The organism is Pseudomonas sp. NFPP12 (assembly GCF_900103205.1).
GTDB lineage: Bacteria > Pseudomonadota > Gammaproteobacteria > Pseudomonadales > Pseudomonadaceae > Aquipseudomonas > Aquipseudomonas protegens.
The window spans coordinates 462,874-489,817 of record NZ_FMWW01000004.1 but is presented as its reverse complement, the minus strand read 5'-3'; the positions used below and the strand labels follow the sequence as shown (position 1 = coordinate 489,817).

The 26,944-nt window shown below is 62.6% G+C and carries 22 protein-coding genes and 1 other RNA gene; 15 read left to right on the top strand and 8 right to left on the bottom strand.

Annotation, left to right across the window (positions count from 1 at the left end; all coding sequences use genetic code 11):
- From smc to BLS75_RS19305, 6 genes are all read left to right on the top strand, one after another.
- Nucleotides 1-3,489, top strand: a complete 3,489-nt coding sequence (smc, locus tag BLS75_RS19330) for a chromosome segregation protein SMC (RefSeq protein ID WP_072451584.1) — start codon at nt 1-3, stop codon at nt 3,487-3,489.
- 257 nt (nt 3,490-3,746) lie between these two features.
- Nucleotides 3,747-4,601, top strand: coding sequence for a cell division protein ZipA (gene zipA / locus BLS75_RS19325; protein WP_072451583.1), 855 nt, complete (start codon nt 3,747-3,749; stop codon nt 4,599-4,601).
- Between the two features lie 125 nt (nt 4,602-4,726).
- The gene (ligA, locus tag BLS75_RS19320) at nt 4,727-7,093 is read left to right on the top strand and encodes an NAD-dependent DNA ligase LigA (RefSeq protein ID WP_011060213.1); all 2,367 of its coding nucleotides are present in this window, start codon (nt 4,727-4,729) and stop codon (nt 7,091-7,093) included.
- 120 nt (nt 7,094-7,213) lie between these two features.
- Nucleotides 7,214-8,380 carry a zinc-binding metallopeptidase family protein gene (locus BLS75_RS19315; protein WP_011060214.1) on the top strand — a complete coding sequence of 389 codons (1,167 nt, stop codon included), beginning with the start codon at nt 7,214-7,216 and terminating at the stop codon, nt 8,378-8,380.
- 225 nt (nt 8,381-8,605) lie between these two features.
- Nucleotides 8,606-8,702: signal recognition particle sRNA small type (gene ffs / locus BLS75_RS19310), an RNA gene on the top strand.
- 192 nt (nt 8,703-8,894) lie between these two features.
- On the top strand, nt 8,895-9,398 hold the full coding sequence (locus BLS75_RS19305; RefSeq protein WP_015634772.1) for a GrpB family protein: 504 nt from the start codon (nt 8,895-8,897) through the stop codon (nt 9,396-9,398).
- A 54-nt stretch (nt 9,399-9,452) separates the two neighbouring features.
- On the opposite strand, the gene BLS75_RS19300 is transcribed toward BLS75_RS19305, so the two are convergent.
- Complete coding sequence (locus tag BLS75_RS19300) at nt 9,453-10,319, bottom strand: LysR family transcriptional regulator (RefSeq protein ID WP_011060216.1); 867 nt, start codon at nt 10,317-10,319, stop codon at nt 9,453-9,455.
- 105 nt (nt 10,320-10,424) lie between these two features.
- Between BLS75_RS19300 and BLS75_RS19295 the strand changes: the two genes are divergently transcribed.
- Nucleotides 10,425-11,354, top strand: coding sequence for a DMT family transporter (locus tag BLS75_RS19295; RefSeq protein ID WP_072451582.1), 930 nt, complete (start codon nt 10,425-10,427; stop codon nt 11,352-11,354).
- Between the two features lie 55 nt (nt 11,355-11,409).
- Here BLS75_RS19295 and BLS75_RS19290 read toward each other — a convergent pair whose 3' ends face one another.
- The 3 genes from BLS75_RS19290 to BLS75_RS19280 all read right to left on the bottom strand — a co-directional run bounded on the left by BLS75_RS19290 (nt 11,410) and on the right by BLS75_RS19280 (nt 13,267).
- Nucleotides 11,410-12,303, bottom strand: coding sequence for a DUF2167 domain-containing protein (locus BLS75_RS19290; protein ID WP_072451581.1), 894 nt, complete (start codon nt 12,301-12,303; stop codon nt 11,410-11,412).
- A 131-nt stretch (nt 12,304-12,434) separates the two neighbouring features.
- Nucleotides 12,435-12,806 (bottom strand): VOC family protein, encoded by a 372-nt coding sequence (locus BLS75_RS19285; RefSeq protein ID WP_072451580.1) that lies wholly within the window; start codon nt 12,804-12,806, stop codon nt 12,435-12,437.
- 146 nt (nt 12,807-12,952) lie between these two features.
- On the bottom strand, nt 12,953-13,267 hold the full coding sequence (locus tag BLS75_RS19280) for a helix-turn-helix domain-containing protein (protein ID WP_011060220.1): 315 nt from the start codon (nt 13,265-13,267) through the stop codon (nt 12,953-12,955).
- Nucleotides 13,268-13,711: 444 nt separating this feature from the next.
- On the opposite strand from BLS75_RS19280, the gene BLS75_RS19275 reads away from it, so the two are divergent.
- Both BLS75_RS19275 and BLS75_RS19270 read left to right on the top strand, forming a co-directional pair.
- The gene (locus tag BLS75_RS19275) at nt 13,712-15,277 is read left to right on the top strand and encodes a methyl-accepting chemotaxis protein (RefSeq protein ID WP_011060221.1); all 1,566 of its coding nucleotides are present in this window, start codon (nt 13,712-13,714) and stop codon (nt 15,275-15,277) included.
- An 18-nt stretch (nt 15,278-15,295) separates the two neighbouring features.
- The gene (locus BLS75_RS19270; RefSeq protein WP_072451579.1) at nt 15,296-17,014 is read left to right on the top strand and encodes a putative bifunctional diguanylate cyclase/phosphodiesterase; all 1,719 of its coding nucleotides are present in this window, start codon (nt 15,296-15,298) and stop codon (nt 17,012-17,014) included.
- On the opposite strand, the gene BLS75_RS19265 is transcribed toward BLS75_RS19270, so the two are convergent.
- Entirely contained in the window at nt 16,987-17,757 is a 771-nt protein-coding gene (locus BLS75_RS19265; protein ID WP_072451578.1) for a substrate-binding periplasmic protein, read from the bottom strand. The genes BLS75_RS19270 and BLS75_RS19265 overlap by 28 nt on opposite strands.
- Before the next feature lie 139 nt (nt 17,758-17,896).
- Here BLS75_RS19265 and dnaX point away from each other — a divergent pair, with 139 nt between their 5' ends.
- The 5 genes from dnaX to BLS75_RS19240 all read left to right on the top strand — a co-directional run bounded on the left by dnaX (nt 17,897) and on the right by BLS75_RS19240 (nt 23,546).
- A complete protein-coding gene (gene dnaX, locus BLS75_RS19260; RefSeq protein WP_011060224.1) occupies nt 17,897-19,975 on the top strand; it encodes a DNA polymerase III subunit gamma/tau in 2,079 nt (692 codons plus the stop codon).
- A gap of 66 nt (nt 19,976-20,041) precedes the next feature.
- Entirely contained in the window at nt 20,042-20,380 is a 339-nt protein-coding gene (locus BLS75_RS19255) for a YbaB/EbfC family nucleoid-associated protein (RefSeq protein WP_015634779.1), read from the top strand.
- Between the two features lie 210 nt (nt 20,381-20,590).
- Nucleotides 20,591-21,634, top strand: coding sequence for an NADP-dependent oxidoreductase (locus BLS75_RS19250; RefSeq protein ID WP_011060226.1), 1,044 nt, complete (start codon nt 20,591-20,593; stop codon nt 21,632-21,634).
- 58 nt (nt 21,635-21,692) lie between these two features.
- Nucleotides 21,693-22,295, top strand: a complete 603-nt coding sequence (gene recR, locus BLS75_RS19245; protein WP_011060227.1) for a recombination mediator RecR — start codon at nt 21,693-21,695, stop codon at nt 22,293-22,295.
- Between the two features lie 102 nt (nt 22,296-22,397).
- Nucleotides 22,398-23,546, top strand: coding sequence for an acyl-CoA dehydrogenase family protein (locus BLS75_RS19240; protein WP_072451577.1), 1,149 nt, complete (start codon nt 22,398-22,400; stop codon nt 23,544-23,546).
- 7 nt (nt 23,547-23,553) lie between these two features.
- Here BLS75_RS19240 and BLS75_RS19235 read toward each other — a convergent pair whose 3' ends face one another.
- Entirely contained in the window at nt 23,554-24,102 is a 549-nt protein-coding gene (locus tag BLS75_RS19235) for an adenine phosphoribosyltransferase (protein ID WP_072451576.1), read from the bottom strand.
- Between the two features lie 81 nt (nt 24,103-24,183).
- On the bottom strand, nt 24,184-24,918 hold the full coding sequence (gene fnrA, locus BLS75_RS19230) for a Crp/Fnr family transcriptional regulator FnrA (protein WP_011060230.1): 735 nt from the start codon (nt 24,916-24,918) through the stop codon (nt 24,184-24,186).
- Between the two features lie 153 nt (nt 24,919-25,071).
- Between fnrA and BLS75_RS19225 the strand changes: the two genes are divergently transcribed.
- Nucleotides 25,072-25,551 carry a hypothetical protein gene (locus tag BLS75_RS19225; protein ID WP_065363452.1) on the top strand — a complete coding sequence of 160 codons (480 nt, stop codon included), beginning with the start codon at nt 25,072-25,074 and terminating at the stop codon, nt 25,549-25,551.
- Here the strand turns inward: BLS75_RS19225 and hemN are convergent.
- On the bottom strand, nt 25,548-26,930 hold the full coding sequence (gene hemN / locus BLS75_RS19220) for an oxygen-independent coproporphyrinogen III oxidase (protein ID WP_011060232.1): 1,383 nt from the start codon (nt 26,928-26,930) through the stop codon (nt 25,548-25,550). The genes BLS75_RS19225 and hemN overlap by 4 nt on opposite strands.
- Between the last annotated feature and the right edge of the window lie 14 nt (nt 26,931-26,944).

The window sequence follows — 26,944 nt, the reverse complement described above, 5'->3', positions numbered from 1 at the left end:
GTGCGACTCAAGTGCATCAAGCTGGCGGGGTTCAAGTCCTTCGTCGATCCGACCACGGTGAACTTCCCCAGTAACATGGCGGCGGTGGTCGGGCCCAATGGCTGCGGCAAGTCGAACATCATCGACGCCGTGCGCTGGGTCATGGGCGAAAGTTCGGCGAAGAACCTGCGCGGCGAGTCGATGACCGACGTCATCTTCAACGGCTCCACCAGCCGCAAGCCGGTGAGCCAGGCCAGCATCGAACTGGTGTTCGACAACTCCGATGGCACCCTGGTGGGCGAGTACGCCGCCTATGCGGAAATCTCCATTCGCCGCAAGGTGACCCGAGACAGCCAGAACAGTTATTTCCTCAACGGCGCCAAATGTCGCCGTCGGGATATCACCGATATCTTCCTCGGCACCGGCCTGGGGCCACGCAGCTACTCGATCATCGAGCAGGGCATGATCTCCAAGCTGATCGAAGCCAAGCCCGAGGATTTGCGCAACTTCATCGAGGAAGCCGCGGGCATCTCCAAGTACAAGGAGCGCCGGCGCGAGACGGAAAACCGCATCCGCCGCACTCACGAGAACCTCGCCCGCCTGACCGACCTGCGCGAAGAGCTGGAGCGTCAGCTCGAACGCTTGCATCGCCAGGCCCAGGCCGCCGAGAAGTATCAGGAGTACAAGGCCGAGGAGCGCCAGCTCAAGGCGCAACTGTCGGCCCTGCGCTGGCAAGCCCTGAATGAGCAGGTGGGCCAGCGCGAGTCGGTGATCGGTAGCCAGGAAGTCAGCTTCGAGGCCCTGGTGGCCGAGCAGCGCAACGCCGATGCCGCCATCGAACGCTTTCGCGACGGGCACCACGAGCTCTCCGAACGCTTCAATCTGGTGCAGGGGCGCTTCTATTCGGTGGGCGGTGACATCGCCCGGGTCGAGCAGAGCATCCAGCATGGCCAGCAGCGCCTGCGGCAGTTGCAGGACGACCTCAAGGAAGCCGAGCGCGCGCGCCTGGAAACCGAGTCGCACCTGGGGCACGACCGCACCTTGCTGGCGACCCTGGGGGAAGAGCTGGCGATGCTCGAGCCCGAGCAGGAAGTCACCTCCGCTGCGGCCGAAGAAGCCGCCGCGACCCTGGAGGAAGCTGAAACCACCATGCACGGCTGGCAGGAGCAGTGGGACGCATTCAACCTGAGTTCCGCGGAACCGCGGCGCCAGGCGGAAGTGCAGCAGTCACGCATCCAGCAGCTCGAAGGCAGCATGGAGCGGCTGTCCGAGCGCCAGCGACGCCTGGGCGAGGAGCGCGAGTTGCTTTCGGCCGACCCGGAAGACGCGGCGATCCTCGAACTCAACGAACAACTGGCCGCCAGTGAAGCGACCCTGGAAGACCTGCAAGCCAGCGAGGAGTCCCAGGTCGAGCGCCTGGAACAACTGCGCCAGCAATTGCAGCAGGCAACCCAGGCACAGCAGCAGGCCCAGGGTGAATTGCAGCGCCTCAATGGCCGGCTGGCCTCCCTGGAAGCCTTGCAGCAGGCCGCGCTGGACCCCGCCACTGGCACTGCCGAATGGTTGCGTGAGCAGCAGTTGGCCGAGCGTCCGCGCCTGGCCGATGGCATGCATGTGGAAGCGGGCTGGGAACTGGCGGTGGAAACCGTGCTTGGCGCCGATCTGCAGGCGGTGCTGGTGGACGATTTTACCGGTCTTGACCTCGCGGGTTTCCAGCAAGGCGATCTGCGCCTGCTGAGCCAGCAAGGCGATGCAATGCGCATCCCCGGCAGCCTGCTGGACAAGGTGGAGTCCACGGTGGATCTGTCGCCTTGGCTGGGTCAGGTCAAACCGGTGGAAAACCTCGAACAGGCCCTGGCCTTGCGGGGGCAACTGGCTGCCGGACAGAGCCTGATCAGCCGCGATGGCTACTGGGTCGGCCGGCATTTTTTGCGGGTGCGCCGCGCCAGCGAAGCGGAAAGCGGCGTGCTGGCCCGGGGCCAGGAAATCCAGCAATTGACCCAGGAGCGCGATGAGCGCGAAGCCAGTGTCGAGGCCCTGGAAAGCCAGTTGCTCAACCTGCGGGCCCAGCAGCGCCAGCAGGAGAACGGTCGCGAGCATCTGCGCCGTCTGCTGCAGGACGAAGCTCGCCAGCAAGGTGAGCTGAAGGCCAAGCTGTCTGCCGGCAAGGCCAAGGCCGAACAACTGACCTTGCGGCGTACCCGTCTCGATGAAGAGCTGGTGGAGCTTGGCGAACAGCGCGAGCTGGAACACGAACAGATTGGGGAGGCGCGCCTGCAATTGCAGGACGCTCTCGACAGCATGGCCCTGGACACCGAGCAGCGTGAGCTGCTGCTGGCCCAGCGCGACAGCCTGCGCGAGCGTCTTGACCGGGTGCGCCAGGAAGCGCGCCAGCACAAGGATCACGCCCACCAGTTGGCAGTGCGCATGGGCTCGCTCAAGGCCCAGCACGATTCCACCCGGCAGGCTCTGGAGCGTCTGGAGCTGCAATCCGAGCGTCTGACCGAGAAGCGCGAACAACTCAGCCTCAACCTGGAAGAAGGCGAGGCGCCATTGGAAGAGTTGCGCCTGAAGCTCGAAGAGCTGCTGGAAAAACGCATGACCGTGGATGTGGAGCTCAAGACCGCGCAGATCGCCCTGGAAGATGCCGACCGCGAATTGCGCGATGCCGAGAAGCGCCGTAACCAGGCCGAGCAGCAGTCGCAGTTGATTCGTGGCCAGTTGGAGCAGCAGCGCATGGAATGGCAAGCCCTGACCGTGCGCCGCAAGACCTTGCAGGAGCAACTGCTGGCCGACGGCTACGACCTGGACGGCGTGCTGGCGACCCTGACCGCGGAAGCCAGCGAGCAGGCCGCCGAAGAAGAGCTGGAACGGATTGCCGCACGGATCCAGCGCCTGGGCGCAATCAACCTGGCGGCCATCGACGAGTATCAGCAGCAGTCCGAGCGCAAGCGCTATCTGGATGCCCAGGATGCCGACCTGGTGGAGGCACTGGAAACCCTGGAGAACGTGATCCGCAAGATCGACAAGGAAACCCGTAATCGATTCAAAGATACCTTTGATCAGATCAACGGCGGTTTGCAGGCACTCTTTCCAAAAGTTTTCGGTGGCGGCAGCGCTTATTTGGAACTGACGGGCGAAGATCTACTCGATACAGGGGTAACGATCATGGCGCGTCCTCCGGGCAAGAAGAACAGCACCATTCATTTGCTCTCCGGTGGCGAAAAGGCATTGACCGCATTGGCCCTGGTATTTGCCATCTTTAAGTTGAACCCGGCGCCGTTCTGCATGCTCGACGAAGTTGACGCACCGCTGGATGACGCTAACGTTGGACGCTACGCGAGATTGGTTAAAGAGATGTCGCAGACCGTGCAGTTCATCTATATCACCCACAACAAGATCGCCATGGAAATGGCTGATCAGTTGATGGGGGTAACGATGCACGAACCCGGTTGTTCGCGCCTGGTAGCCGTGGATGTCGAGGAGGCGATGGCGATGGTGGACGCTTGAGTCCGGGCGACTGAGGCGACTGTAGGGGGCAAGTAGGGGGGATTTTTCCCATTACCCAGCTGGCCAATCGATATATTGGCCCTAGCCGTTGCGACAGACGGTGTAAAGTTGCCTTTGGTCGTGCTAGTTTAATGTCAATTTTTCCTATGCGTGGGCAAAACGCCATTCAGAACATAGAGTTGGCGCCACGTTTTAAAGCGGTTTGCAGATTGTAAACCCCTTATTTTTCAGCATTTTTTATAGAGGCACGGGATTACATGGAAATCGGTCTGCGCGAGTGGCTGATCGTCATCGGCATTATTGTTATCGCCGGTATTCTTTTTGATGGCTGGCGGCGTATGCGCGGCGGCAAGGGGAAGTTGAAGTTCCGTCTTGATCGAAGTCTTTCCAATCTGCCGGACGATGAAGGCAGTGCCGAGCTGCTGGGCCCGCCCCGCGTTCTGGATACCCATAAAGAGCCGCAGTTGGACGAGCATGACCTGCCGTCGGTCAGCATGCCTGCCCGCGAACCGCGGGAAAGTTCTTCGTCCAAGCGCGGCAAGCGCGGTGGCGAGCCGCATCAGGGCGACCTCAACCTGGACCTGGATCTGGACAGTGGCCCGAGCTTCAGCAGCCGCGACGATGATTTCCCGGCAGAGGAAAGCAAGGCCGCGAGCCACAGCGACAAGGACCAGCCGCAAGCCGAAGAAGTGCTGGTGATCAGCGTGATCTGCCGCGACGCTGCCGGCTTCAAGGGGCCGGCCCTGTTGCAGAACATCCTGGAAAGCGGCCTGCGTTTTGGCGAGATGGATATTTTCCACCGCCACGAAAGCATGGCTGGCAACGGCGAGGTGCTGTTCTCTATGGCCAACGCGGTCAAGCCGGGCGTGTTCGACCTGGACGATATCGACCACTTCAGCACCCCGGCTGTCAGCTTCTTCCTCGGCCTGCCGGGCCCGCGTCACCCCAAGCAAGCCTTCGACGTGATGGTGGCGGCGGCGCGCAAGTTGTCTCAGGAGCTCAATGGCGAGCTCAAGGACGATCAACGCAGCGTCCTGACTGCCCAGACCATCGAACACTACCGCCAGCGCATCGTCGAATTCGAACGCCGCGCCCTGACCCAAAAGCGCTAAGCTCCTGGAGCCAGCCCCTCCATGTAGGGGCTGGCTTGTACAGGAACTGGCTTGCCAGCGAAGTCCTTGCCCCAATCTTCAGATCGAGCAGCCTAGGCTGCTCTTTTGCTTTGTGAGAGAACCCCATGACCGCCGCCGAAACCCGCATTCTTGAGCTGCGCGCTGAGCTGGACCAGCACAATTACCGCTACCACGTACTGGATGAACCCAGCATTCCGGATGCGGAATACGACCGGCTGTTCCGTGAGCTCAAGGCCCTGGAAGCCGAGCACCCTGAACTGGTGACCAGCGATTCGCCAACCCAGCGTGTCGGCAGCGCAGCGCTTTCGGCCTTCACCCAGGTGCGTCATGAAATCCCCATGCTCAGCCTCGGCAACGCTTTCGAGGAAGTCGACATGCGCGAGTTCGATCGCCGGGTCAACGAAGGCCTGGACCTGCCGGCCGGTGATCTGTTCGGTGGCGGCGCGGCGGTGGAGTACAGCTGCGAGCCCAAGCTCGATGGCCTGGCAGTCAGCCTGCTGTACCAGGATGGCGTACTGGTACGCGGCGCCACCCGTGGCGATGGCACCACCGGTGAAGACATCAGCGTCAATGTGCGTACCGTGCGCAACATTCCCCTCAAGCTGCAAGGCAGTGGCTGGCCGGCAACCCTGGAAGTGCGCGGTGAAGTGTTCATGTCCAAGGCCGGCTTCGAGCGCCTGAACGCTGCGCAACTGGAAGCGGGCGGCAAGACCTTCGCCAACCCGCGCAACGCCGCGGCGGGCAGCCTGCGCCAGCTGGATTCGAAGATCACCGCCAGTCGGCCCCTGGAGTTCTGCTGCTATGGCCTGGGCCAGGTCAGCGCGGACATCGCCGACACCCACATCGGCAATCTTGAACGGTTAAAGCAGTGGGGTATGCCCATCAGTCGTGAACTGCGATTGGCCAAGGGCATCGACGAATGCCTGGACTACTACCGCGAGATCGGCGAGCGGCGCAATGCGTTGCCTTATGAGATCGACGGCGTGGTGTTCAAGGTCAACAGCATCGCCTCCCAGCGGGAACTGGGTTTCCGTGCCCGGGAGCCGCGCTGGGCCATCGCCCACAAGTTCCCGGCCATGGAAGAGCTCACCGAGCTGCTGGACGTGGAGTTCCAGGTCGGTCGTACCGGTGCCGTGACGCCGGTGGCGCGCTTGCAGCCGGTCAAGGTGGCCGGGGTCACTGTATCCAACGCTACTTTGCACAACATGGATGAAGTGGCGCGCCTGGGCTTGATGATCGGTGACACGGTGATCATCCGCCGTGCCGGCGACGTGATTCCGCAAGTGGTGCAAGTGGTGACCGAGCGTCGTCCGGAGAACGCCCGCCCGGTGCAGATCCCCGAGAGCTGCCCGGTCTGTGGTTCCCACGTAGAGCGCACGCAACTGGTCAAGCGCAGCAAGGGCCGGGAAACCGTCAGCGAAGGTGCGGTGTATCGCTGCGTTGGCCGGCTGGCCTGCGGGGCCCAGCTCAAGCAGGCGATCATCCATTTTGTGTCCCGTCGTGCCATGGATATCGAAGGCCTGGGGGACAAGACCATCGAACAGTTGGTGGACGAGAACCTTATTGCCTCGCCGGCTGATCTCTACAGGCTCAAATACGAGCAGATCATCGACCTGGAAGGCTTTGCCGAGGTGTCCAGCAACAAACTGCTCAAGGCCATCGAAGACAGCAAGCGTCCGGCCCTGGCGCGCTTCATCTATGCCCTGGGTATCCCGGATGTCGGCGAGGAAACCGCCAAGGTCCTGGCACGCTCCCTGGGCAGCCTGGAGCGGGTTCAGCAGGCACTGCCGCAAGTGCTGACCTATCTGCCGGATGTCGGTCTGGAAGTGGCTCACGAAATCCACAGCTTCTTTGAGGACAGTCATAACCAGGAAGTCATCGGTTCCCTGCTGGCGGCAGATCAATGCGGCCTGGTGCTGCAGGATCAGGGCGAACTGGGCGCCGAATTCGCCGCCAGCACCACCCTGGGCGGCATGCTCGACAAGCTCAACATCCCTTCAGTAGGCCCGGGCGCCGCGCAGAAACTGGCCGACAAGTTCGGCTCACTGCAAGGCGTGATCGAGGCCGACTGGCTGGACATGCGCCAGGCGCTGCCGGAGAAGCAGGCCAAGGCGGTGCGTGAATTCTTCGACAACCCGGCCAACGCACAACTGGCCCAGGCCATCGAACAGCAGCTGCAGGCCTTTGGCATGCATTGGCAGAGCGAGAAGAAGGTGGTTGCGGGCCTGCCGCTGGCGGGGCAGACCTGGGTGCTTACGGGCTCCCTGGAACTGATGAGCCGCGACGTGGCCAAGGACAAGCTGGAAAGCCTTGGTGCCAAGGTGGCGGGTTCGGTCTCGGCGAAGACTCACTGCGTGGTGGCCGGCCCCGGCGCCGGCTCCAAACTGGCCAAGGCCAACGAACTGGGGCTCAAGGTGCTGGACGAAGAAGCCTTCGTGGCTTTCCTGACCGAGCACGGCGTCCCGACCTGACCTGTAGCCGCTGCCGTGCCTTCGGGTACGCCTCGTCGCCAGCGGCGCAGTGGTACGAATCTTGGAACCCCACAGGCTTGCCCATGATCTAGTCTTGGCAAGCCCCAGGGAGGATTCGCCATGTACCGCTTCTTCGAGCAGCTCAGTTCCCGGATCGCCGCACCCTTCGTCGGCGACCGTTCACGTAACAGCAAACTCTGGTCCTGCCGCTGCGGGCAATCGCTGTTCTTTCGCAACAGCCAGTGCCTGGCCTGTTCGGCAATGCTTGGCTATGCACCACACCTGGGTCTGCTGTCTTCCCTGCAGCCCGGGCCGGCGGGCGATACCTGGGTGCTGGATGCCAAGCCCGAAGCCGGCGCCTTCAGGCGTTGCGCCAACCTCGATACCCCGGCAGCCTGCAACTGGCTGCTGCCGGCGCATCTGACCGACAGCCTGTGCGTGGCCTGCAAGCTCAATCGCACCATTCCCGACCTGTCCATAGCCGAGAACCCGGAGCGCTGGCGCAAGGTGGAAATTGCCAAGCGCCGGCTGGTAGCGCAATTGCTTGACCTGGGGTTGCAGGTGATCCCCAAGGGCGAAGATGAGCAGGCCGGGCTGGCCTTTGATTTCATCGGTGTTGATCTGGAGGGCAGGGCGCCGGTTACCGGGCATGCCAACGGCCTCATTACGCTGGATATCAAGGAAGCCGACGACGCCCACCGGGAAAAGATCCGGGCCCAGATGCATGAGCCTTACCGCACCCTGCTCGGGCATTTCCGTCACGAAGTGGGGCATTACTACTGGGACCGGTTGATAGCCAACAGCCCCTGGCTGGAAGCCTTTCGCAGCCTCTTCGGCGATGAACGCTACAGCTACGCGCAAGCTCTGGAGCGGCACTATCAGAAGGGCGCGCCGGCTGGCTGGCAGCAAAGCCATGTCAGCGCCTACGCCACCATGCACCCCTGGGAAGACTGGGCGGAGACCTGGGCTCACTACCTGCACATGGTGGATGCAGTGGACACCGCCCTGGGTTTCGGCATGAGCGCCCGGGACGTCGACCTCGACTACCAGCCGTTTCCCTTGAGCAGCCTCTATGATCCGCAGCATCCAGGCGGGCCGGCGTTCCTGGCTTTCGTCAACGCCTGGATCGAACTGGCGGGCATGCTCAACGAACTGTCCCGCAGCATGGGCCAACCGGATTTCTACCCCTTCATCCTGCCGCCCGCGGTGATTGCCAAATTGCATTTCATCCACCTGGTGATCCAGCAGGAAGGCGGTCGCGCCGACGAGGTCCTGTCCCTGGACTGATCCTCTCCGTCCTGTAGGGGCGAGCTTGCTCGCGAAGGCCCCGGCGCGATTTCCCTGGTGCACCGCGATGCCTGTTTCGCCAGCAAGTTCGCCCCCACGGCAGGTGGGCCACGGCCAAGTGCTTGAAGCCCATCGAGTTTTAATCTGCAGCCAGCGGTTGTAAGTTCGACTCAGATAGGTACAATGGCGCGGCTCGCCGTCAGGCGAACGTCGTTATGGTGACCCCATCGGTCCCCCCGCAACGATTACCCGTGAACCTGGTCAGAGCCGGAAGGCAGCAGCCACAGCGGGAACATTGTGTGCCGGGGTGTGGCTGGTGGGGTTGCCTCCATAACGCTCCTCGTTGGTCCTCAACGAGATGAATCAAAATTCCTGCCAACCTTCGAGCTCGTGCAGCATTTCTGTTGACGTGCCGTTGTCGTGCGCCTTGTTTGTGGTTCGCCAATCCCTGTGTCCTGTTGGCTCGGGCGGCGGGCTCCTGGAATATCCAACGCCTTTGCATCAAGGAGTGGTCATGGCGCTAACCAGTAAGATCTCCCTCTATGACGATCGTTGGCCTGCGGCATTTGCAGGGGAGAAGGCGCGCATAGCCAAAGGCTTCGGCTGCGAGCTGATGGATATTCATCACGTGGGGAGCACTGCTGTTCCAGGATTGGCGGCCAAGCCGGAAATCGATCTGCTGGTGGTGGTCGCGGAGCAGGTGGATGAAGCCGCGCGCAATGCCTTCATGGCGACCCTGGGGTATGTCCGGGGTAGCAATCTGTCCCCCGGGCATCATTTTTACCGCCGCGATGTAGAGGGTATACGCACCCACAAGGTGCATGTCTGTGTCGCCGGTCATGAGCAGGTGGGGCGCATGCTGCGCTTTCGCGATCTGTTGCGTCAGGACAGCGGCATCCGCCAACAGTATCAGGATCTGAAGTTTCGGCTTGAGGCCAGCAATCGCGAGGGCATTGGCGAGTACCTTGCGCAGAAGGCCCCCTTTATCGACGCCCTGATGGGGGCTCAGTCATCGTGACTGCCTCGTTGTGCCCAAATGCTCGGTGTTGCCTGCTAGGTTGCTGCGGGGCTGTCAGGCCCCCAGCTGCTCCCGCAGCAACTGGGCAAAGGCGTCCCTGGCGCCATGGTGTTGTACATCCTTGTGCCAGACAAAACGGTTATCCACCGGTAGCAGGTCGTCGAAGCGCTGCACGCTCAGGTTGGCCGATTGCGAATAGCGCTCCAGCACCCCTTCCGGTATCAGCGAGACCCCGGCCCCCACGCTGACGCAGCCGATGATGGTGCCCCAGCTGGCATAGCCGGTGATGGGCAGGTTCAGACCGTGCCTGCCCAACCAGTTTTCCAGGGCGCGGCGATAGGGGCAGCCCGGCGGCCACATGAACAGGTTGTGGTGCTGCAAGTCGCTGGCGCTGCGGATAGGGGCGCTGTTTCCGCTGGAGATCAGCACCAGCGGTTCGTGGTAGAGCACGGTCTGTTGCAGTTTGGCCGGCAGGCTGTCGATGGCCACCAGGGCGCCGTCGATGCGTTGGTGCAGCAGCTCTTCAAAGAGTTGCGACCAGGTTCCGGTCACCAGCTCCACGCTCACCTTCGGATAGCGCTTGTGGTATTGCGCCAGCAGCGGAGGCAGGCGCCCACCGGCGCATGACTCGATCGAGCCCAGGCGCAACAGGCCGCTGGGTTCGGCCTGGTTGTCCACCGCACGTTTGGCTTCATCCACCAGGGCCAGGATGCGTTCACTGTAGCCGAGGAAGATTTCCCCGGCGGGGCTGATCCGCAGGCCGCGTCCGACCCGGGTAAACAGTTCGGTGCCCAGCTCGCCTTCCAGCTGTTTGAGGCGGTTGGTGATATTGGAGGGCACGCAATGCAGTTGCTCGGCCGCTCGGGCAATGCTGCCGGTGCGGGCCACGGCCTTCACCATTTTCAGTTGGGTCAGTTCCATTGCTCATTTCCAGTGAGGAATAACCTCAGTATCGGTTAATTGTGGTGAGTTGTGCAGGGCGGGACACTGCAGGTCCTCTTCTTGCCTCTGGATATCTGTGTCGTGATGCTCTCGCCCCTGTTCAAGCTGGTGCTGGCCACCGCTGCGGTGATTCTGTGTTGGGCCTATTCGCCGGTGGGTATCCATATCGGCCTGGAAGGCTACAGCCCCGGGCACCTGGCCTTGCTGCGGTTCCTGATTGCCTCGCTGTTCATGGCCGCAATGGCGCTAGTGCTGAAGATCTCCCTGCCGCGCTGGCGCGACCTGCCCTGGTTGCTGGTACTGGGTTTCTTCGCCATCGCTTTTCATCACGTCAGCCTCAACTACGGCCAGCAAGGGCTGAGCGCCGGAGCATCCAGCGTGCTGGCGCAGTCCGCGCCGATCTTCAGCACGCTGATCGCGTTTTTCTGGCTCAGGGAGCCGGTCAGTGGCTGGCGCTGGCTTTGTGTGGTGGTCGGGCTGTTGGGGGCGGTGCTGGTGGTGGCCGGTGACAAGGGCCTGGGGGCGATCGAGCCGCGAGGGCTGCTGGTGCTGCTGGCGGCGTTTTCCTGGGGGCTGTACTTCGTCTTGCAGCGGCGCTTTTCTGGGCGTTATGGGGTGTTGACCACTGTCTGCTACATGGTCTGGGGCGGTACGCTACTGCTCTTGGTGTATGCCCCCGGGCTAACGCAGGCGGTGGCCCAGGCATCACTACGGGTGAACCTCGCGGTGCTGTTGCTGGGGCTGTTTCCCAGTGCACTGGCTTACCTGGCCTGGGCCTATGTGCTGGCACGGGTCGAGGTCAGCCGCGCGTCGATCGCGATGTACCTGATCCCGCCGGTGGCGATGCTGCTGGCGGCGACGGTGCTGGGCGAAACTCTGCAGTCCAGCGTGGTGCTGGGGGCGGCGGTGGTGCTGGGTAGCGTGATGGCGATGCAATTGGACGGGCGTTGGCGGTGGCGCCGGCGCTTGTCGGCGACACCTGCCAATGAGGTGCCTGCCGGGCAAGGCCGCTAGTGCCGGCCTTGCAAGTGCCAGCGCCGCGCAATGGCGGGGCGCTACCGGGCGGGATTCAGCTCTTTTTCTTGAACAGGCGGCCGATGAAGGCGGCAAGGCCCAATACCCCCAGAACGATGAATTTCTTGCCGGCCAGGAGCAGTACGCCGAGCTTGGCGAAGAGCCCTGCCTTGCTGGCGAGGCCGCCGGCCACCAGGGCGGCGAGCCCGTAGGAGGCCAGTTTGTCGGTGCTCGGGTTGTAGTCGGCGTAGCGGTTGCCGTCGGTGAAGTTGGTAAAGGCCAGCACCTTGGGAATCTCGCGTTTGATGGTGTCCAGGTCGTCCATTGAAGCCACGGCATTGAGTTCCAGCACGCCTTCGCGGCCCAGCACGCGGATGCTGTAGTTCAGGGTGTGGCTCTGGGCGCCTTCGGCCTTGAGTTCACGGGCCCAGTACATCTTGTGCGATTGTGCGTCATAGCTTGGCTGCTCGGCCCAGCCCAGCAGGTGAATGGCGCCGTAGCCCTGTTCCTGGCGCTGCTTGTTGTCTTCCTCGTCCGCTTCCTGCATCTGCTTGAGCAGGTCCTGGTAGTCGATCTTCGCGGCGTCGTCGTCGGAGATGTGCCCATCGTTCTTGTAGCTGATGATCACACCCCAGCCTTCGGCGGACAGCGGGCTGACGGCGCTGGGCACGATCATGCCCAGGGTGGTGAAGCCAGGTGGATTGCCCCAGCCCTCGGTGAGCAGCTTCTCGGTGTCCTTGGGGTTGAGGTAGTAGAACTCGTTGCTCAGATCGAGGCTGGCGATATCCCCGGGCAGCTTGACGTTGCCGTGGCGTGGGGAGAGCGAGGCGAGAAACTGTTCGGCGGTCTGGGGTTCGGCGTCCTTGCTCTCGGGCGCGGTGGCGGCGCTGGCAAGAAAGGGCATGGCGCAGAGGGCGGCCATGGCCATGAGGAGGCGCAGGTACTTCATCGTATTCCCTTACATTTTGTGACAAGTTGGCGGGGAGGATAACGATGAGTGCCGGGCGGCTCAATGTGGCGGTCGGTTTTATTTTGCTGCAGGGTCGGGCGCCGATACGGCGCTGTTTCAGTGCTGGCGACTCAGTCGATGGTCAGGTACAGCACCCGCAGGCGGTGGCCGTCCGGGTCGAGGGCCACCAGGGTGTAGCCGAAATCCATCTGGGTCGGCGGCTGGGCGATGGTCATGCCCAGGGCTTGCCAGTGCCGATGCAGTTCATCCACCGCTTCGCGGCTGTCCACGGCCCAGCCCAGTTCGCCGCCACCGCCGACGGCCTGAGCGCTCGGCTGAACAGTGTGTCGGGACCAGAGGCCAAGCTTGATCCCCGAGTCGAGGATGAACAAGGCGAAAGTCGGGCCGGATTCCACCGGCGGTTTATCCAGCAAGCGGCTGTAGAAATCTGCGCTGAGGGCGGGGCTGTCCACGTAGAGCAGGAAATAGGTGTTGGTGATCATGGCGACTCCAGAGGCCTTTGGGTGGTGCGTTGGGCGCAAGCTTAGGGGGCTGGCCTGTCAGTTCCTGTCAGGAGTCGTCGATTGAAAAAGAGGCCGGCTTATCGGTGTCGATAAACCTGCCTCTTGGAGTTGATTTGTTGCGGGGCTCAAGGCTTGGACAAGGCCTGGTCTACCGCTGCTATCAGCTTTCCCAGATCCTTCGGGGTGGCTTTGTGAATGACACCGAACAAATAAGCCCGCTGTTCCTCTTCGTCGCCCAGATCGGCGAAGAAGGCTTTCAGCTTCACTCCCAGTACTTCGGCTAACAGAAATAGAGCTTCAACGCTGGGGGTGTAGGTGCCGGTTTCGAAGCGGCTGATGGTTTTTGGGTCAAAACCGGTTTTTTCACCTAGTTCAGCCTGAGTAAGCCCCGCTACCTTTCGATAGCGCTTGATGGCTGCACCCAAACTTGAAATTTGCATCGCTCAATTCCCATTTAGAATCAAGAACTTAACGATAAATATTGGCATTAGACAACACCATGGTTCATCACCTTGCTTTGCAAAATGTGATGTATTTCGTAGAATCGGCGCTTCGGACAGGTATTTGGTGATCTAGTTTCAGAAGGCTGGTTTATGAAACAAGAAATCATTGCATTTCCCTTGTTCACCTAAACCAAGGACTTGGCAGAGGCTCGAACGTCTCGTAAATCCCGCCAACGCTCCGTCCGCCGTCCCCACCTGACGCCTCATCTGATCCTAGTTGATCTCCGTCGAATCGATGGTCAACTGCCGCGCAAACCGCTGTACGGCTGCAATCAGGGCGAACCTTCCGATTGAGCCGTACCGCCAGGAAAGTACATCGCGAATCAGCCTCTTGCCGGGTGCCGGTAACTGTTGATCGCAGGCTGTCTATGGAGTTCTAAAGTGCGTCTCAATTTGCCGGTCACCTCTGTCGAGCAGACCTTTCCCGACCAGCAGCGGCTCATATCCGCCACCGACATCAACAGTCACATCACGTACTGCAACGCCGAGTTCGCAGCGATGAGCGGTTTCAGCCAGGCCGAACTGATCGGCAGCACCCATAATCTGGTTCGCCACCCGGACATGCCGGCGGCGGTGTTCGAGTCGATGTGGGGTTATCTGAAGGCCGGCCAGAGCTGGATGGGGGTGGTGAAGAACCGTTGCAAGAACGGCAATTTCTATTGGGTCAGCGCCTATGTCACGCCGATCCTGGAGGACGGAAAACTGGTGGGCTACGAGTCGGTGCGGGTCAAGCCAAGCCGAGAGCAGGTCAGCCGCGCCGAAACCTTGTATGCGCGCCTGCGGGCCGACAAGGCGCCGGTTTGCGCCTGGCGCCGCATCGAGGCCGCAGCCCGGCCCTTGCTGCTGCCGGTGGCGGTGGCGGTAGGCTGCCTGGCCGCCTTCCACTGGCTGCCGACGCTGGCCGCCCAGGGCCTGACCGTCGCGGGTTTCGTGGCTGTCGGGCTGCTGGCCCAGCGCCGCCTGGGGCAACAGCTCAAGCAGATTGTCAGTAGCACACCGAACACTTTTGCCGATCCGATCTGCGCCCTGGCCTACAGCGAAGCACTGGGGCCGGCGGCGCAGTTGCAGATGATCCTGATCAGTGAGGAGGCGCGCCTAAAGACCGCCCTGACGCGCCTCAGCGATTTGGCCCGGCAGATGGCTACCGCAGCGGCCGATTCCAGCCAATTGTCCAGCCGCACCGAGTCGGCGCTGCTGGAGCAGCGGGCGGAAACCGACATGACCGCGGCCGCCATGACCCAGATGGCTGCTTCAATCACCGAGGTCGCTGAACACGTCCAGCACACCGCCAGCGAAGCCCACACCGCCAACCTGCTGGCCCGGCAGGGCAGCGAGGTGGCCGGCACCTCGCGGGATGCCATCCAGTTGCTGGCGCGCACCGTGACCCAGATCAACCAGGCCGTGGGCGACCTGGCCGGGCAGACCCAGGAGATCATGGTGGCGGCGAGTATGATCCAGGCGATTGCCGACCAGACCAACCTGCTGGCCCTGAATGCGGCCATCGAGGCAGCCCGAGCCGGTGAGCAGGGCCGTGGTTTTGCCGTGGTCGCTGATGAGGTGCGGGCCCTGGCCGGCAAGACCCGCGAGTCGACCCAGCAGATCCAGGGCATCATCCAGAGCCTGCGCGCCGGGGCCGACGAAGCCGTGCAGATCGCCAGCCTGGGCATCGAGGAGGCGGAGCAGGGCGTGCAGCAGGTGGTCCAGGCCCAGCAGGCGCTGCAAGGCATCGGCGCGGCAGTGGAGCGTATTACCGATATGAGCCAGCAAATGGCCGCGGCATCCCAGGAGCAGTCCCATGTAGCCGAATCGGTCTCCGAACAGATCAACAGTGTCGCCGTCACGGTGCAGCGCACTGCCGAGAATGCCAGCGCCGGAGTGGTTCGCGGCGCCGAGCTGGAAAACATCTCTTCCGGGCTGCGTGCCCTGGTCGAGCGGTTCAACCGCTAGCGACAGTGAGTTCGACTCATGGATGAGAAATACCGCAGGGCCGTCGATGCCGCCGCCATCTTCTCCGAGACGGACCTGGGCGGCAGCATCACTTATGTCAACGATCTGTTCTGCCAGGTCTCGGGCTACAGCCGTGAAGAACTGATCGGCGCCAACCACCGCATGCTCAGTTCCGGGCTGCATCCGCCGGAGTTCTTTGCCGAGTTGTGGCAGACCATAACCCAGGGCCGGGTGTGGAAGGGCGAGATCTGCAACCGCGCCAAGGACGGCAGCCTGTACTGGGTCGACAGCACCATGGTGCCGCTGGTGGATCAGCGCTCCGGGCAGGTGGTGCGTTATGTGTCGATCCGCTTCGATGTCAGCGAAAAGCGTCAGCTGTTGCATTCGTTGCAATGGCGGGTCGGCCACGACGTGCTTACCGGGCTGCCCAACCGGGCCTTTCTCTCGGACCTGCTGCACCAGGCTCTGGATTTCTCCCGGGCGCAGGATATTCCCCTGGCGGTGTGCATGCTCGATCTGGATGGCTTCAAGGCGGTCAATGACGGCTATGGCCACGCCTGTGGCGACCTGCTGCTGGTGGAGGTGGCTGCGCGGCTGCGCTCGATCATCCGCGGCGAGGACGTGGTGGCTCGCCTGGCCGGCGACGAGTTCGTGCTGATTTTACGTTACGTGCGCGACATGCTGGAGCTGCGCGCGGCGTTGCAAAGAGTATTGGCGACCATTTCCCAGCCATACTCGATCCAGGGCAAGGACATCAACGTCTTCGCCAGCATCGGCGTGACCCTGTACCCCACCGACAACCACGACGCCGACACCTTGTTGCGCCACGCCGACCAGGCCATGTACGTGGCCAAGCAGAGTGGACGCAACCGCTTCCACCTGTTCGATGTGCTGCGCGACCGTGAAGTGATGGTCACCTACCAGACCGTCGAGCAGGTGCGCCAGGCCTTGCTCGCAGGCGAGTTGCGCCTGTACTTCCAGCCCAAGGTGAACATGCGCACCGGTGAGGTGGTGGGCTTCGAGGCGATGCTGCGCTGGCAGCACCCGCAGCGCGGCATGCTGGGGGCCCAGGAGTTTCTGCAGCAGGTTGAGGAGACCGACCTGATCGTCGAGATCGGCGAATGGGTCATGGACCAGGTGATGACCCGCCTGCAAGGCTGGCAGCAGGCGGGGCTGGGCTGGCCGGTGAGCCTGAACGTGGCGGCGCGGCATTTCCAGCGCCCGGACTTCGTCGAGCGGCTCAAGGACATGCTCGATCGCTATCCGGATGTGTTGCCGGCGTTGCTGGACCTGGAAATCGTCGAGTCGGTGGCCATCGACAATATCCAGCGGGTCAGCGATTGCCTCGATGCCTGCCAGGGGTTTGGCGTGCAGTTCTCCCTGGGGGACTTCGGCACTGGCCATTCGTCCCTCAGCTACCTCAAGCGCCTGCGCACCCAGACCATCAAGATCGACCGGCTGTTCGTGCGCGACATGCTGCACGACGCGGACGATCAGGCGCTGATCCAGGCGTTGGTGGGGCTGGCCCAGGCCTTTGGCCGGCGGGTGGTGGCCGAGGGGCTGGAAAGCCTGACGCATGGCGAGCGCTTGATGGCCCTTGGCTGCGACGTCGCCCAGGGGGATTTCATTGCGCCGCCAATGCCCGCCGAGGCGGTGCTGGATTGGGTGCGCAGCTTCGAGCCACCGCAGGCATGGCGAAGCGACGAGCTTCAGGGCGAGGCGATGTCGGGAGGCTGAGCGCCGTCCTGGGGGCCGACGTAACGTTGGATGATGGCGTCGATCTCGCCGGACATCTTCATCCGCAACAGGGTGCGCAGGATGCGCTGGGCCGGCACTCTCGGATCGTTGCGTACATAGCAGCCGACGGCCTGCTCCTGAAGCACCGCGACGCTGTACAGCGGGTTGCCGGTGGCCTGGGTCTTGTTGAACCAGTCCAGGGTCCACTGGCTGGCGATGGCGTAGCGGTAACGCCCGACCACCAGTTTCTGCAGCACCTGCTCCTCGTTGCGGGCGTCGTCGCGTATCAGCTGGTTGGTGTCGAACAGCGGCTGCAAGGGGGTGTAGGTATAGCTGAGGACGGTGCCGATATGCTGGCGCGACAGTTGTTGCAGGTTGACCGCCGAGGGCTCCGGATGGGTGCTCACCAGCAGGTTGCGCTGGATGAACAGCGGCACGCTCCACAGGTAATCCCCGGAGAGGTTCGGCAGCCAGGCCTGGGCAGCGTAGCAGCGCACGTCGACTTCGCCCTGGGCCATGGCGTTCTGCACCCGGGCCCGGGCCAGGACATGAAACTGCGCCGGGGTACCCAGGTGCCGGGCCAGGCTGTTCATGGTGTCGAAAAGGATGCCATCGGTGGGCTGGTCGCCTTCGACCTCGATGGCCGGCATGGTCCAACTGTCGGCGATGGCAAAGCGCAGGGGCGGCTCTGCGGCTTCCAGGCTGGCGCTGAAGAGAAACAGGGCGCACCAGGTCAAACGCATACAGTCTCCAGGGTGTCGGCGGGCGAGCAATCCTTTGCAAAATGCAAGCTTAGACAGATTAGACGAGCGCGCCGGATGCAATTTCGCCCTTGCTCCGCTAGCATTACCGGCTTCCGCTTTCCAGTTGCGACGGTTTTCGATGAGTTATCAGGTTCTTGCACGTAAATGGCGTCCGCGCTCGTTCCGCGAAATGGTCGGCCAGACCCATGTGCTCAAGGCTCTGATCAATGCCTTGGACAGCCAGCGGCTGCACCACGCCTACCTGTTTACCGGCACTCGCGGGGTGGGCAAGACCACCATCGCGCGAATCATTGCCAAATGCCTGAACTGTGAAACAGGTATCACTTCCACGCCCTGTGGCACCTGTTCGGTGTGCTGCGAGATCGATGAGGGGCGCTTTGTCGACCTGATCGAGATCGACGCCGCGAGCCGGACCAAGGTCGAGGATACCCGTGAATTGCTGGATAACGTGCAATACGCACCGAGCCGCGGGCGCTTCAAGGTCTACCTGATCGACGAAGTGCACATGCTCTCCAGCCACTCGTTCAACGCCCTGCTCAAGACCCTCGAAGAGCCGCCGCCCTACGTCAAGTTCATCCTGGCGACCACTGATCCGCAGAAGCTGCCGGCGACCATCCTCTCGCGCTGCCTGCAGTTCTCCCTCAAGAACATGACCCCGGAACGGGTGGTGGAGCACCTGAGCCACGTCCTGGGCGTGGAGAACGTGCCGTTCGAGGATGACGCCCTGTGGCTGCTGGGCCGCGCCGCCGATGGCTCGATGCGCGATGCCATGAGCCTCACCGACCAGGCGATTGCCTTCGGTGAAGGCAAGGTCATGGCGGCCGATGTGCGGGCCATGCTCGGCACCCTCGATCACGGCCAGGTCTATGACGTGCTGCATGCGCTGATCAACGGCGACGCCAAGGCGTTGCTGGAGGCGGTGCGGCACCTGGCGGAGCAGGGGCCGGACTGGAACGGCGTGCTTTCGGAAATTCTCAACGTGCTGCACCGGGTGGCGATTGCCCAGGCATTGCCGGAAGGGGTCGACAACGGGCACGGCGATCGTGACCGGGTGCTGGCCCTGGCCCAGGCCCTGCCTGCCGAAGACGTGCAGTTCTATTACCAGATGGGCCTGATCGGTCGGCGCGACCTGCCGTTGGCGCCGGACCCCCGCGGCGGCTTTGAAATGGTCCTGCTGCGAATGCTGGCCTTCCGCCCAGCCGATACCGCGGATGCACCGAGACAGCCGCTAAAGCCAGTGGGGATCAGCCAGGCCACAGTTGATTCCGCCCAAGCCGTGGCGGCGCCGGCACCTGCCGTGCCTGTAGCGACCGTTGCCCCGGCTCCGGTTGTGAGTGCTCCAGTGGCGCCAGCACCTGTTGCCGCGCCAGAACCTGTCGCGCCCCCTGTGGCCGAAGCGGTCGCCGTCGAGCCCGAGCCGGTGGTTGCCGAAGCGGTGGTCGACCTGCCCTGGAACGATCCGGTGGAGCCACAGATCGAACAGCAGCCAGCGGTCGAGCCGGTGCTGGAGGTGGCCGCCGAGCAGCCTGAGCTGACGCCGATGCCGACCCCGACGCCGGACAGCGTGGTGCCGGACGCGCCGGAGTGGGTCAGCGCCCCGGTGCCGGAACCCACGGTGGCGGAAGTCGACGCCGCCACTCCGGGTATCGACCTGGACGACGAGCCGCCGCTGGACGAGGACTATATCGAGCCGGACATGGATTCGGCCTACAGCTACCTGGACGAACTGGCCAGTGAGCACGCAGCCGATCCGGCGCCGGAACCCGAGCCCGAACCTGCTGCCAAGCCGGCCACTGGCCTGGCCCTGGAATGGCTGCAACTGTTCCCGAAACTGCCGATCTCGGGCATGACCGGCAGCATCGCCGCCAACTGCACCCTGATGGCCGTGGACGGCGACCATTGGCTGCTGCACCTGGACCCGGCCCACAGCGCACTGTTCAACGCCACCCAGCAGCGTCGCCTCAACGACGCCCTGAACCAGTACCACGGGCGTACCCTGACCCTGGCGATCGAGCTGATCAAGCCCGAGCAGGAAACCCCGGCCCAGGCTGCATCACGGCGCCGTGCCGATCGTCAGCGCGAGGCCGAGGAGTCGATCCATGGTGATCCGTTCATCCAGCGGATGGTCCAGGAGTTCGGTGCAGTGGTGCGCCACGATACTATTGAACCTGTCGAGGCCCTGGCGGCTCAGGGCTGATCATTCAAAGGGCGCCGGGCCAGGGGCCGGGCGCCGTTTCCATCCCCGTACTTTGAGGTAATTCCCATGATGAAAGGTGGCATGGCCGGCCTGATGAAGCAGGCACAGCAGATGCAGGAAAAAATGGCCAAGATGCAGGAAGAACTGGCCAATGCCGAAGTCACCGGCAAAGCCGGTGGCGACATGGTCACCGTAGTCATGACCGGCCGTCATGACATCAAGCGCGTGAGCATCGACCCGAGCCTGCTGGAAGGCGTCAGCGAAGATGACCGTGAAGTGCTCGAAGACCTGTTTGCCGCTGCGGTGAACGACGCCGTGCGCAAGATCGAGTCCAACAGCCAGGAAAAGATGTCCGGCATGACCGCCGGCATGCAACTGCCTCCAGGCATGAAATTGCCGTTCTGATTCGCGCAAGCGCATCGGATGGACTACATAAAGCCAGGCCTTGAGCCTGGCTTTTTTTTGCCCTGGCGATCAGCACTGCGCGGTGGGTAGCAGCCGGCTAGCCGGCGAAGGCAACAGCAGATCCATCTGCAGAAACATCGAACGTGATGCTATTCACAGGGTCTGCAACCTATACCCTTTCATTCAACCTTCCCTAAAGGAGTGTCCATGATGCCGCAAACATTGACCCTCAATCAGCGCGTGGTACTGGTCTCTCGGCCCGAAGGCGCGCCGGTCCCGGAGAATTTCCGCCTGGAGCGGGTGGCCTTGCCGGAACTGGCTGATGGCCAGGTGCTGTTGAAGACCCTCTACCTGTCCCTGGACCCCTACATGCGCGGGCGCATGAGTGATGCCCCGTCCTATGCGGCGCCAGTGGAAATAGACGAGGTCATGACCGGCGGTGCAGTGAGCCGGGTCGAGCGTTCGCTCAACCCCAAGTTCCAGGAGGGCGACCTGGTGGTGGGCGCCACTGGTTGGCAGAGCCACTGCATTTGCGATGGCCGCAACCTGATCCCGGTGCCCTCTGGCCTGCCCAGCCCTTCCATGGCCCTGGGTGTGCTCGGCATGCCCGGAATGACCGCCTACATGGGGCTGATGGACATCGGCCAGCCCAAGGCCGGGGAAACCCTGGTGGTAGGTGCGGCCTCCGGCGCCGTGGGGTCGGTGGTGGGGCAGGTGGCGAAGCTCAAGGGGCTGCGGGTGGTGGGCGTGGCCGGTGGCGCCGACAAATGCCGCTATGTGGTCGAGGAGCTGGGTTTTGATGCCTGCATCGATCACAAGAGCCCCGACTTTGCCGACGAACTGGCCCAGGCCTGCTTCAAGGGCGTGGACATCTATTTTGAAAACGTCGGTGGCAAGGTCTTCGACGGGGTACTGCCCCTGCTCAACCCCAGGGCGCGTATTCCCCTGTGCGGGCTGATCGCCCAGTACAACGCCCAGGCGCTGCCGCCGGGGCCGGATCGCCTGCCACTGCTGCAGCGCACCTTGCTCACCAAGCGGGTACGCATCCAGGGCTTTATTGTCTTCGACGACTATGGCGACCGCCATCCGGAGTTCATCAAGGCCATGGCGCCCTGGGTGCGCGAAGGCAAGGTCAAGTTCAAGGAGGACGTGGTCGAGGGACTGGAGCAGGCACCAGAAGCCTTCATTGGCCTGCTGGAGGGGCGCAACTTCGGCAAGCTGGTGGTCAAGGTCGCCCCGGACGCGAGCATTTGACGCTACCCCGAGGCGCGGGTATAAACCGCGTCTCGTTGTTTTTGTCGGACCTTTGCCCATGAGCTTCAGCCCCCTGATTCGCCAACTGATCGATGCCCTGCGCACCTTGCCGGGCGTGGGTCAGAAAACCGCCCAGCGCATGGCCCTGCAACTGCTCGAGCGTGATCGCAGTGGCGGCTTGCGCCTGGCGCAGGCCCTGAGCCAGGCCATGGAAGGCGTGGGGCATTGCCGCCAGTGCCGGACCCTGACCGAAGACGAGCTGTGTCCGCAGTGTGCCGACCCGCGTCGCGACGACACCCTGCTGTGCGTGGTGGAAGGGCCGATGGATGTGTACGCGGTGGAGCAGACCGGCTATCGCGGGCGCTACTTCGTGCTCAAAGGCCACCTGTCGCCTCTGGATGGCCTGGGCCCGGAGGCCATCGGCATTCCGCAGTTGCTGGCGCGTATCGAGGAGCAGGGCAGCTTCAGCGAAGTGATCCTGGCCACCAACCCGACGGTGGAAGGCGAAGCCACTGCGCACTACATCGCCCAACTGCTGACCAACAAGGGCCTGATCACCTCGCGCATCGCCCACGGCGTGCCTCTGGGCGGCGAGCTGGAACTGGTGGATGGCGGCACCCTGGCTCACTCCTTTGCCGGGCGCAAACCCATAGCGTTGTAAGACTGCGGGAGCCGGCTGACTGGCGAAGGATGCGCCACGCATTCTCTTGAAAACCAAGCAAGCGCTTGGTAAGTTCCTTCGACCCTTCAGAGGAGCTTGCCGATGTCTGCCTGCCAGGAATACTTCGACCCCAGCCACCAGTTGGTCCGCGACAGCGTGCGACGTTTCGTCGAGCGTGAAATCCTTCCCCAGATCGACGAGTGGGAGGAGGCGGGCAGTTTCCCCCGTGAGCTGTACCTCAAGGCCGGGGCCGCCGGGCTTCTGGGCATCGGTTACCCCGAGGCCCTGGGCGGCAGCCATGAGGGTGATCTGTTCGCCAAGATCGCCGCCAGCGAGGAGTTGATGCGCAGTGGCTCCGGCGGCCTGATGGCGGGCCTCGGCTCTCTGGATATCGGCCTGCCGCCCATCGTCAAATGGGCTCGCCCCGAATTGCGTGAGCGGGTCGCACCGCTGGTGTTGTCGGGGGAGAAGATCAGCGCCCTGGCGGTCACCGAGCCCGGCGGCGGCTCGGACGTGGCCAACCTGCAGACCCGCGCCGTGCGCGATGGCGATCATTACCGGCTCAGTGGCAGCAAGACCTTCATCACCAGTGGCGTGCGCGCCGACTTCTACACCGTTGCGGTGCGCACCGGCGAACCTGGCTACGGCGGTATCAGCCTGTTGCTGGTCGAAAAGGGCACGCCGGGCTTCACTGTGGGTCGGCAGTTGAAAAAGATGGGCTGGTGGGCCTCGGATACCGCCGAGCTGTTCTTCGACGATTGCCGGGTGCCGGTGGGCAACCTGATCGGCGCCGAGGACATGGGCTTTGCCTGCATCATGGGCAACTTCCAGAGCGAACGCCTGGCCCTGGCCCTGATGGCCAACATGACCTCACAGATGGCCCTGGAGGAAAGCCTGAAGTGGGCGCGCGAGCGGGAGGCGTTCGGCAAGCCCATCGCCAAGTTCCAGGTGCTCAAGCACCGTCTGGCGGAGATGGCCACGGCCCTGGAGGTTTCCCGGGAGTTCACCTATCGCCAGGCGGCGAAGATGGCCGCCGGCAAGAGTGTGATCAAGGAAATTTCCATGGCCAAGAACTTCGCCACCGATACCGCCGACCGTATTACCCACGATGCGGTGCAGATCCTCGGTGGCATGGGCTACATGCGCGAAAGCCTGGTGGAGCGCCTGTATCGCGACAACCGCATTCTGTCGATCGGCGGCGGCACTCGCGAGGTGATGAACGAAATCATCAGCAAGCAGATGGGGCTGTAGGTGCAGGCTAGCGCTCGGTCAGGGAAAACTGGGTCAGGCAGAAGGTCGGGATCCCCATGTTCTGCAGCTTCTGCGAGCCGCCCAGTTCCGGCAGGTCGATGATCGCCGCGGCTTCATAGACCTTGGCCCCCATGCGCCGTACCAGATTGGCGGCGGCGATCAGGGTGCCACCGGTGGCGATCAGGTCATCGATCAACAGCACCGAGTCGCCTTCACACAGGCTGTCGGCGTGGACTTCAATGAAGGCTTCGCCGTACTCGGTCCGGTAGCCCTCGGCCAGGATGTCGGCCGGCAGCTTGCCCTGTTTGCGGAACAGGATCAGCGGCTTGTTCAACTGGTAGGCGATGATCGAGCCGATCAGAAAACCCCGTGCGTCCATGGCGCCGATGTGGCTGAAGTCTTCTTCGACATAACGCTGGGCGAAGCTGTCCGCCACCAGGCGCAGGGCCCGGGGAGACTGGAACAGGGGGGTGATGTCGCGGAAGATCACGCCCGGTTTCGGGAAGTCGATGACGGGGCGGATCAGGGATTTGATGTCGAAGGAATCGAAGGCCATCTTCAGGTGTCCTGGCGGGCAAATAGGCCGCGCCAGTATACCCGCGACCGAGCCGCCTGGCTCAGCCGCACAGGCTGTGGATCAGCCCTCCACCGAGCCGCCGGCGAGGGCGCAGAGCTGGATCGGATCGAGGATGTGCACTTCCTTGCCTTCGGCGGCAATCAGTTCGTTCTGCTGGAAACGGGTGAACACCCGGGACACGGTTTCCACCGCCAGGCCCAGGTAGTTGCCGATTTCGTTGCGCGACATGCTCAGGCGGAACTGGTTGGCCGAGAAGCCCCGGGCGCGGAAGCGCGCGGACAGGTTGACCAGGAACGTGGCGATACGCTCGTCAGCGGTCTTTTTCGACAGCAGCAGCATCATTTGCTGGTCATCGCGGATTTCCCGGCTCATGACCCGCATCAGCTGGCGACGCAGCTGTGGCAGTTGCAGTGCCAGCTCATCGAGGCGTTCGAAGGGGATTTCACACACCGAGGTGGTTTCCAGCGCCTGGGCCGAGACGGGATGGCTTTCGGTGTCCATGCCTGACAGGCCTACCAGCTCGCTGGGGAGATGGAAGCCGGTGATCTGTTCTTCGCCGCTGTCGCTCAGGCTGAAGGTTTTCAGGGCGCCCGAACGCACGGCGTACACCGAGTCGAAGCCGTCACCCTGACGGAACAGGAATTCGCCTTTTTTCAATGGGCGGCCACGTTTGACGATTTCGTCCAGCGCGTCCATGTCTTCCAAATTCAGCGAAAGTGGCAGGCAGAGGGGTGCCAGGCTGCAATCCTTGCAATGGGCCTGGTTGTGAGCGCGCAGTTTAACTGGCTCGGACATTCTAGAATCCTTGTGGGAAAACACACATAAGCCGTAAGGGTAACTCACGGGAGGAGGTTCCGGCCAGTCCGTGCCGTATTGACTGTTAGTCGTAAAGCTATCCTTTTATGGGTCGATAACCTGTTAACGAAAGTAACTTGGAAGGCTGAAATTATGTCGTCCGTTGGCGCTATTACTAATGGCAGCAATAACTTGCAGTCACTTCAAGAGCCCTCGACAAGTCAGGTTGACGAGCAACTAAGAGTTTCTCCATTAGTTGCAGAGCCAGTGATCGGGGAGGGCGTCAAAGTGTCGCTGTCTGGCGCCGGCCTGAACAAATCCGCCGCCGCCAAAGGGCGTGACAGTGATATCGAGGAAAGCGGCCTGCCGGAAAACATTCAGCAGATCCTCAAGATGATCAGAAAATTGCAACAACAGATTGCCGAGACCCTCGCCCAGCTCCAGGCGGTCATGGCCGACAAGCACCTGAGCCCAGAAGAAACCAAGGTCCGGATCGGCAGCCTGCAATCTGCCCTGGCAATACTCAACGGCGGTTTGCTGACCGCCAATGCCTCCCTGGCCAAGGCAATGAAAGAAGCGGGCTTGAGCCCTGAGCAGGTGATGAAGGCTGCATCCTTGATCATGAAATCCTAGATCACCCGGGAAAACCGCTGGCGGTTCTGCTGGCCCAGGTATGCATCGAACACCATGCACACCGAGCGCACCAGTAGGCGACCGGCTGGCAGCACGATGATTGCTTCGCTGCCAAGTTCAATCAGGCCGTCGTCGGCCATCTCTTCCAGTTCCGGCCAGAGTTCATTGAAGTAGCCGCGAAAGTCGATATTGAAAGCCTGTTCGATCTCTTCGAACTTAAGACTAAAGTTGCAGATCAGTTGCTGAATAACTTCCCGGCGCAGACGGTCATCGGCATTGCATACCAAGCCGCGACTGGTGGCCAGTTGTGCGCCAGCCAAGGCATTTTGATAGTGCGTCAGGTCGCTGCTGTTCTGGCAGTAGAGATCGCCGATCTGGCTGATGGCTGAAACACCGAGCCCAATAAGGTCGCAATGACCATGAGTGGTGTAGCCCTGGAAGTTGCGTTGCAGGGTGGACTCTTCCTGGGCAATGGCCAGTTCATCATCGGGCAGGGCGAAATGGTCCATGCCGATGTAGCGATAGCCGGCAGCCGTCAGCTGTTCGATGGTGCGTTGCAGCATCTGCAGCTTTTCCGCCGGGGCAGGCAGTTCGCTGCCGTTGATCCGCCGCTGGGGCATGAAACGCTCCGGCAGGTGGGCGTAATTGAACACCGAGAGCCGGTCCGGTTGCAGGCTGATGACTTCTTCCACGGTGCGGGCGAAGTTTTCCGGGGTCTGCTTGGGCAGGCCGTAGATCAGGTCGATGTTGATGGAACGGAACTGCAGGGTGCGGGCCGCTTCGATCACCGCCCGGGTTTCATCCAGGCTTTGCAGGCGATTGACCGCGCGTTGCACTGCCGGGTCCAGGTCCTGCAGGCCGATGCTGACCCGATTGAAACCCAGCTCTCGCAGCAGGCCCATGGTCGACCAGTCGGCTTCCCGGGGATCGATCTCGATGCCGTAGTCGCCGGAGTCGTCGTCCAGCAGGTTGAAGTGCTTGCGCAGCAGGGCCATCAGTTGGCGCAGTTCATCGTGGTTGAGAAAGGTCGGGGTGCCGCCGCCGAAATGCAGTTGTTCCACCCGCTGGTTGGGGGCCAGGTGGCAGGCAATCAGTTGCATCTCCTGTTCCAGGCGCTGCAGGTAGGGCAGGGCGCGGCTGCGATCCTTGGTGATGACCTTGTTGCAGGCGCAGTAGTAGCAGATGTTGGCGCAGAACGGGATGTGCACGTACAGCGACAGCGGGCGCTGCGCCTTGCGGCTGTCGCGCAGGGCGTGCAGCAGGTCGAAGGCGCCGACCTGGCTGTTGAACTGCACTGCGGTCGGGTATGAGGTGTAGCGCGGTCCCGCCAGGTCGTAGCGGCGGATCAGATCTGTGTCCCAACGAATGGCGTCGAGCATGCGGGAATTCCCCC

Bases quoted from the DNA above. Each gene is read 5' to 3' on its own strand.
- BLS75_RS19280 (WP_011060220.1), bottom strand. From the start codon at position 13,267: ATGCAAATTTCAAGTTTGGGTGCAGCCATCAAGCGCTATCGAAAGGTA.
- recR (WP_011060227.1), top strand. From the start codon at position 21,693: ATGAGCTTCAGCCCCCTGATTCGCCAACTGATCGATGCCCTGCGCACC.
- BLS75_RS19235 (WP_072451576.1), bottom strand. From the start codon at position 24,102: ATGGCCTTCGATTCCTTCGACATCAAATCCCTGATCCGCCCCGTCATC.
- BLS75_RS19290 (WP_072451581.1), bottom strand. From the start codon at position 12,303: ATGAAGTACCTGCGCCTCCTCATGGCCATGGCCGCCCTCTGCGCCATG.
- dnaX (WP_011060224.1), top strand. From the start codon at position 17,897: ATGAGTTATCAGGTTCTTGCACGTAAATGGCGTCCGCGCTCGTTCCGC.
- BLS75_RS19265 (WP_072451578.1), bottom strand. From the start codon at position 17,757: ATGCGTTTGACCTGGTGCGCCCTGTTTCTCTTCAGCGCCAGCCTGGAA.
- BLS75_RS19285 (WP_072451580.1), bottom strand. From the start codon at position 12,806: ATGATCACCAACACCTATTTCCTGCTCTACGTGGACAGCCCCGCCCTC.
- BLS75_RS19240 (WP_072451577.1), top strand. From the start codon at position 22,398: ATGTCTGCCTGCCAGGAATACTTCGACCCCAGCCACCAGTTGGTCCGC.
- BLS75_RS19250 (WP_011060226.1), top strand. From the start codon at position 20,591: ATGCCGCAAACATTGACCCTCAATCAGCGCGTGGTACTGGTCTCTCGG.
- BLS75_RS19305 (WP_015634772.1), top strand. From the start codon at position 8,895: ATGGCGCTAACCAGTAAGATCTCCCTCTATGACGATCGTTGGCCTGCG.
- BLS75_RS19225 (WP_065363452.1), top strand. From the start codon at position 25,072: ATGTCGTCCGTTGGCGCTATTACTAATGGCAGCAATAACTTGCAGTCA.
- BLS75_RS19300 (WP_011060216.1), bottom strand. From the start codon at position 10,319: ATGGAACTGACCCAACTGAAAATGGTGAAGGCCGTGGCCCGCACCGGC.
- BLS75_RS19270 (WP_072451579.1), top strand. From the start codon at position 15,296: ATGGATGAGAAATACCGCAGGGCCGTCGATGCCGCCGCCATCTTCTCC.
- hemN (WP_011060232.1), bottom strand. From the start codon at position 26,930: ATGCTCGACGCCATTCGTTGGGACACAGATCTGATCCGCCGCTACGAC.
- zipA (WP_072451583.1), top strand. From the start codon at position 3,747: ATGGAAATCGGTCTGCGCGAGTGGCTGATCGTCATCGGCATTATTGTT.
- ligA (WP_011060213.1), top strand. From the start codon at position 4,727: ATGACCGCCGCCGAAACCCGCATTCTTGAGCTGCGCGCTGAGCTGGAC.
- BLS75_RS19295 (WP_072451582.1), top strand. From the start codon at position 10,425: ATGCTCTCGCCCCTGTTCAAGCTGGTGCTGGCCACCGCTGCGGTGATT.
- fnrA (WP_011060230.1), bottom strand. From the start codon at position 24,918: ATGTCCGAGCCAGTTAAACTGCGCGCTCACAACCAGGCCCATTGCAAG.
- BLS75_RS19315 (WP_011060214.1), top strand. From the start codon at position 7,214: ATGTACCGCTTCTTCGAGCAGCTCAGTTCCCGGATCGCCGCACCCTTC.
- BLS75_RS19255 (WP_015634779.1), top strand. From the start codon at position 20,042: ATGATGAAAGGTGGCATGGCCGGCCTGATGAAGCAGGCACAGCAGATG.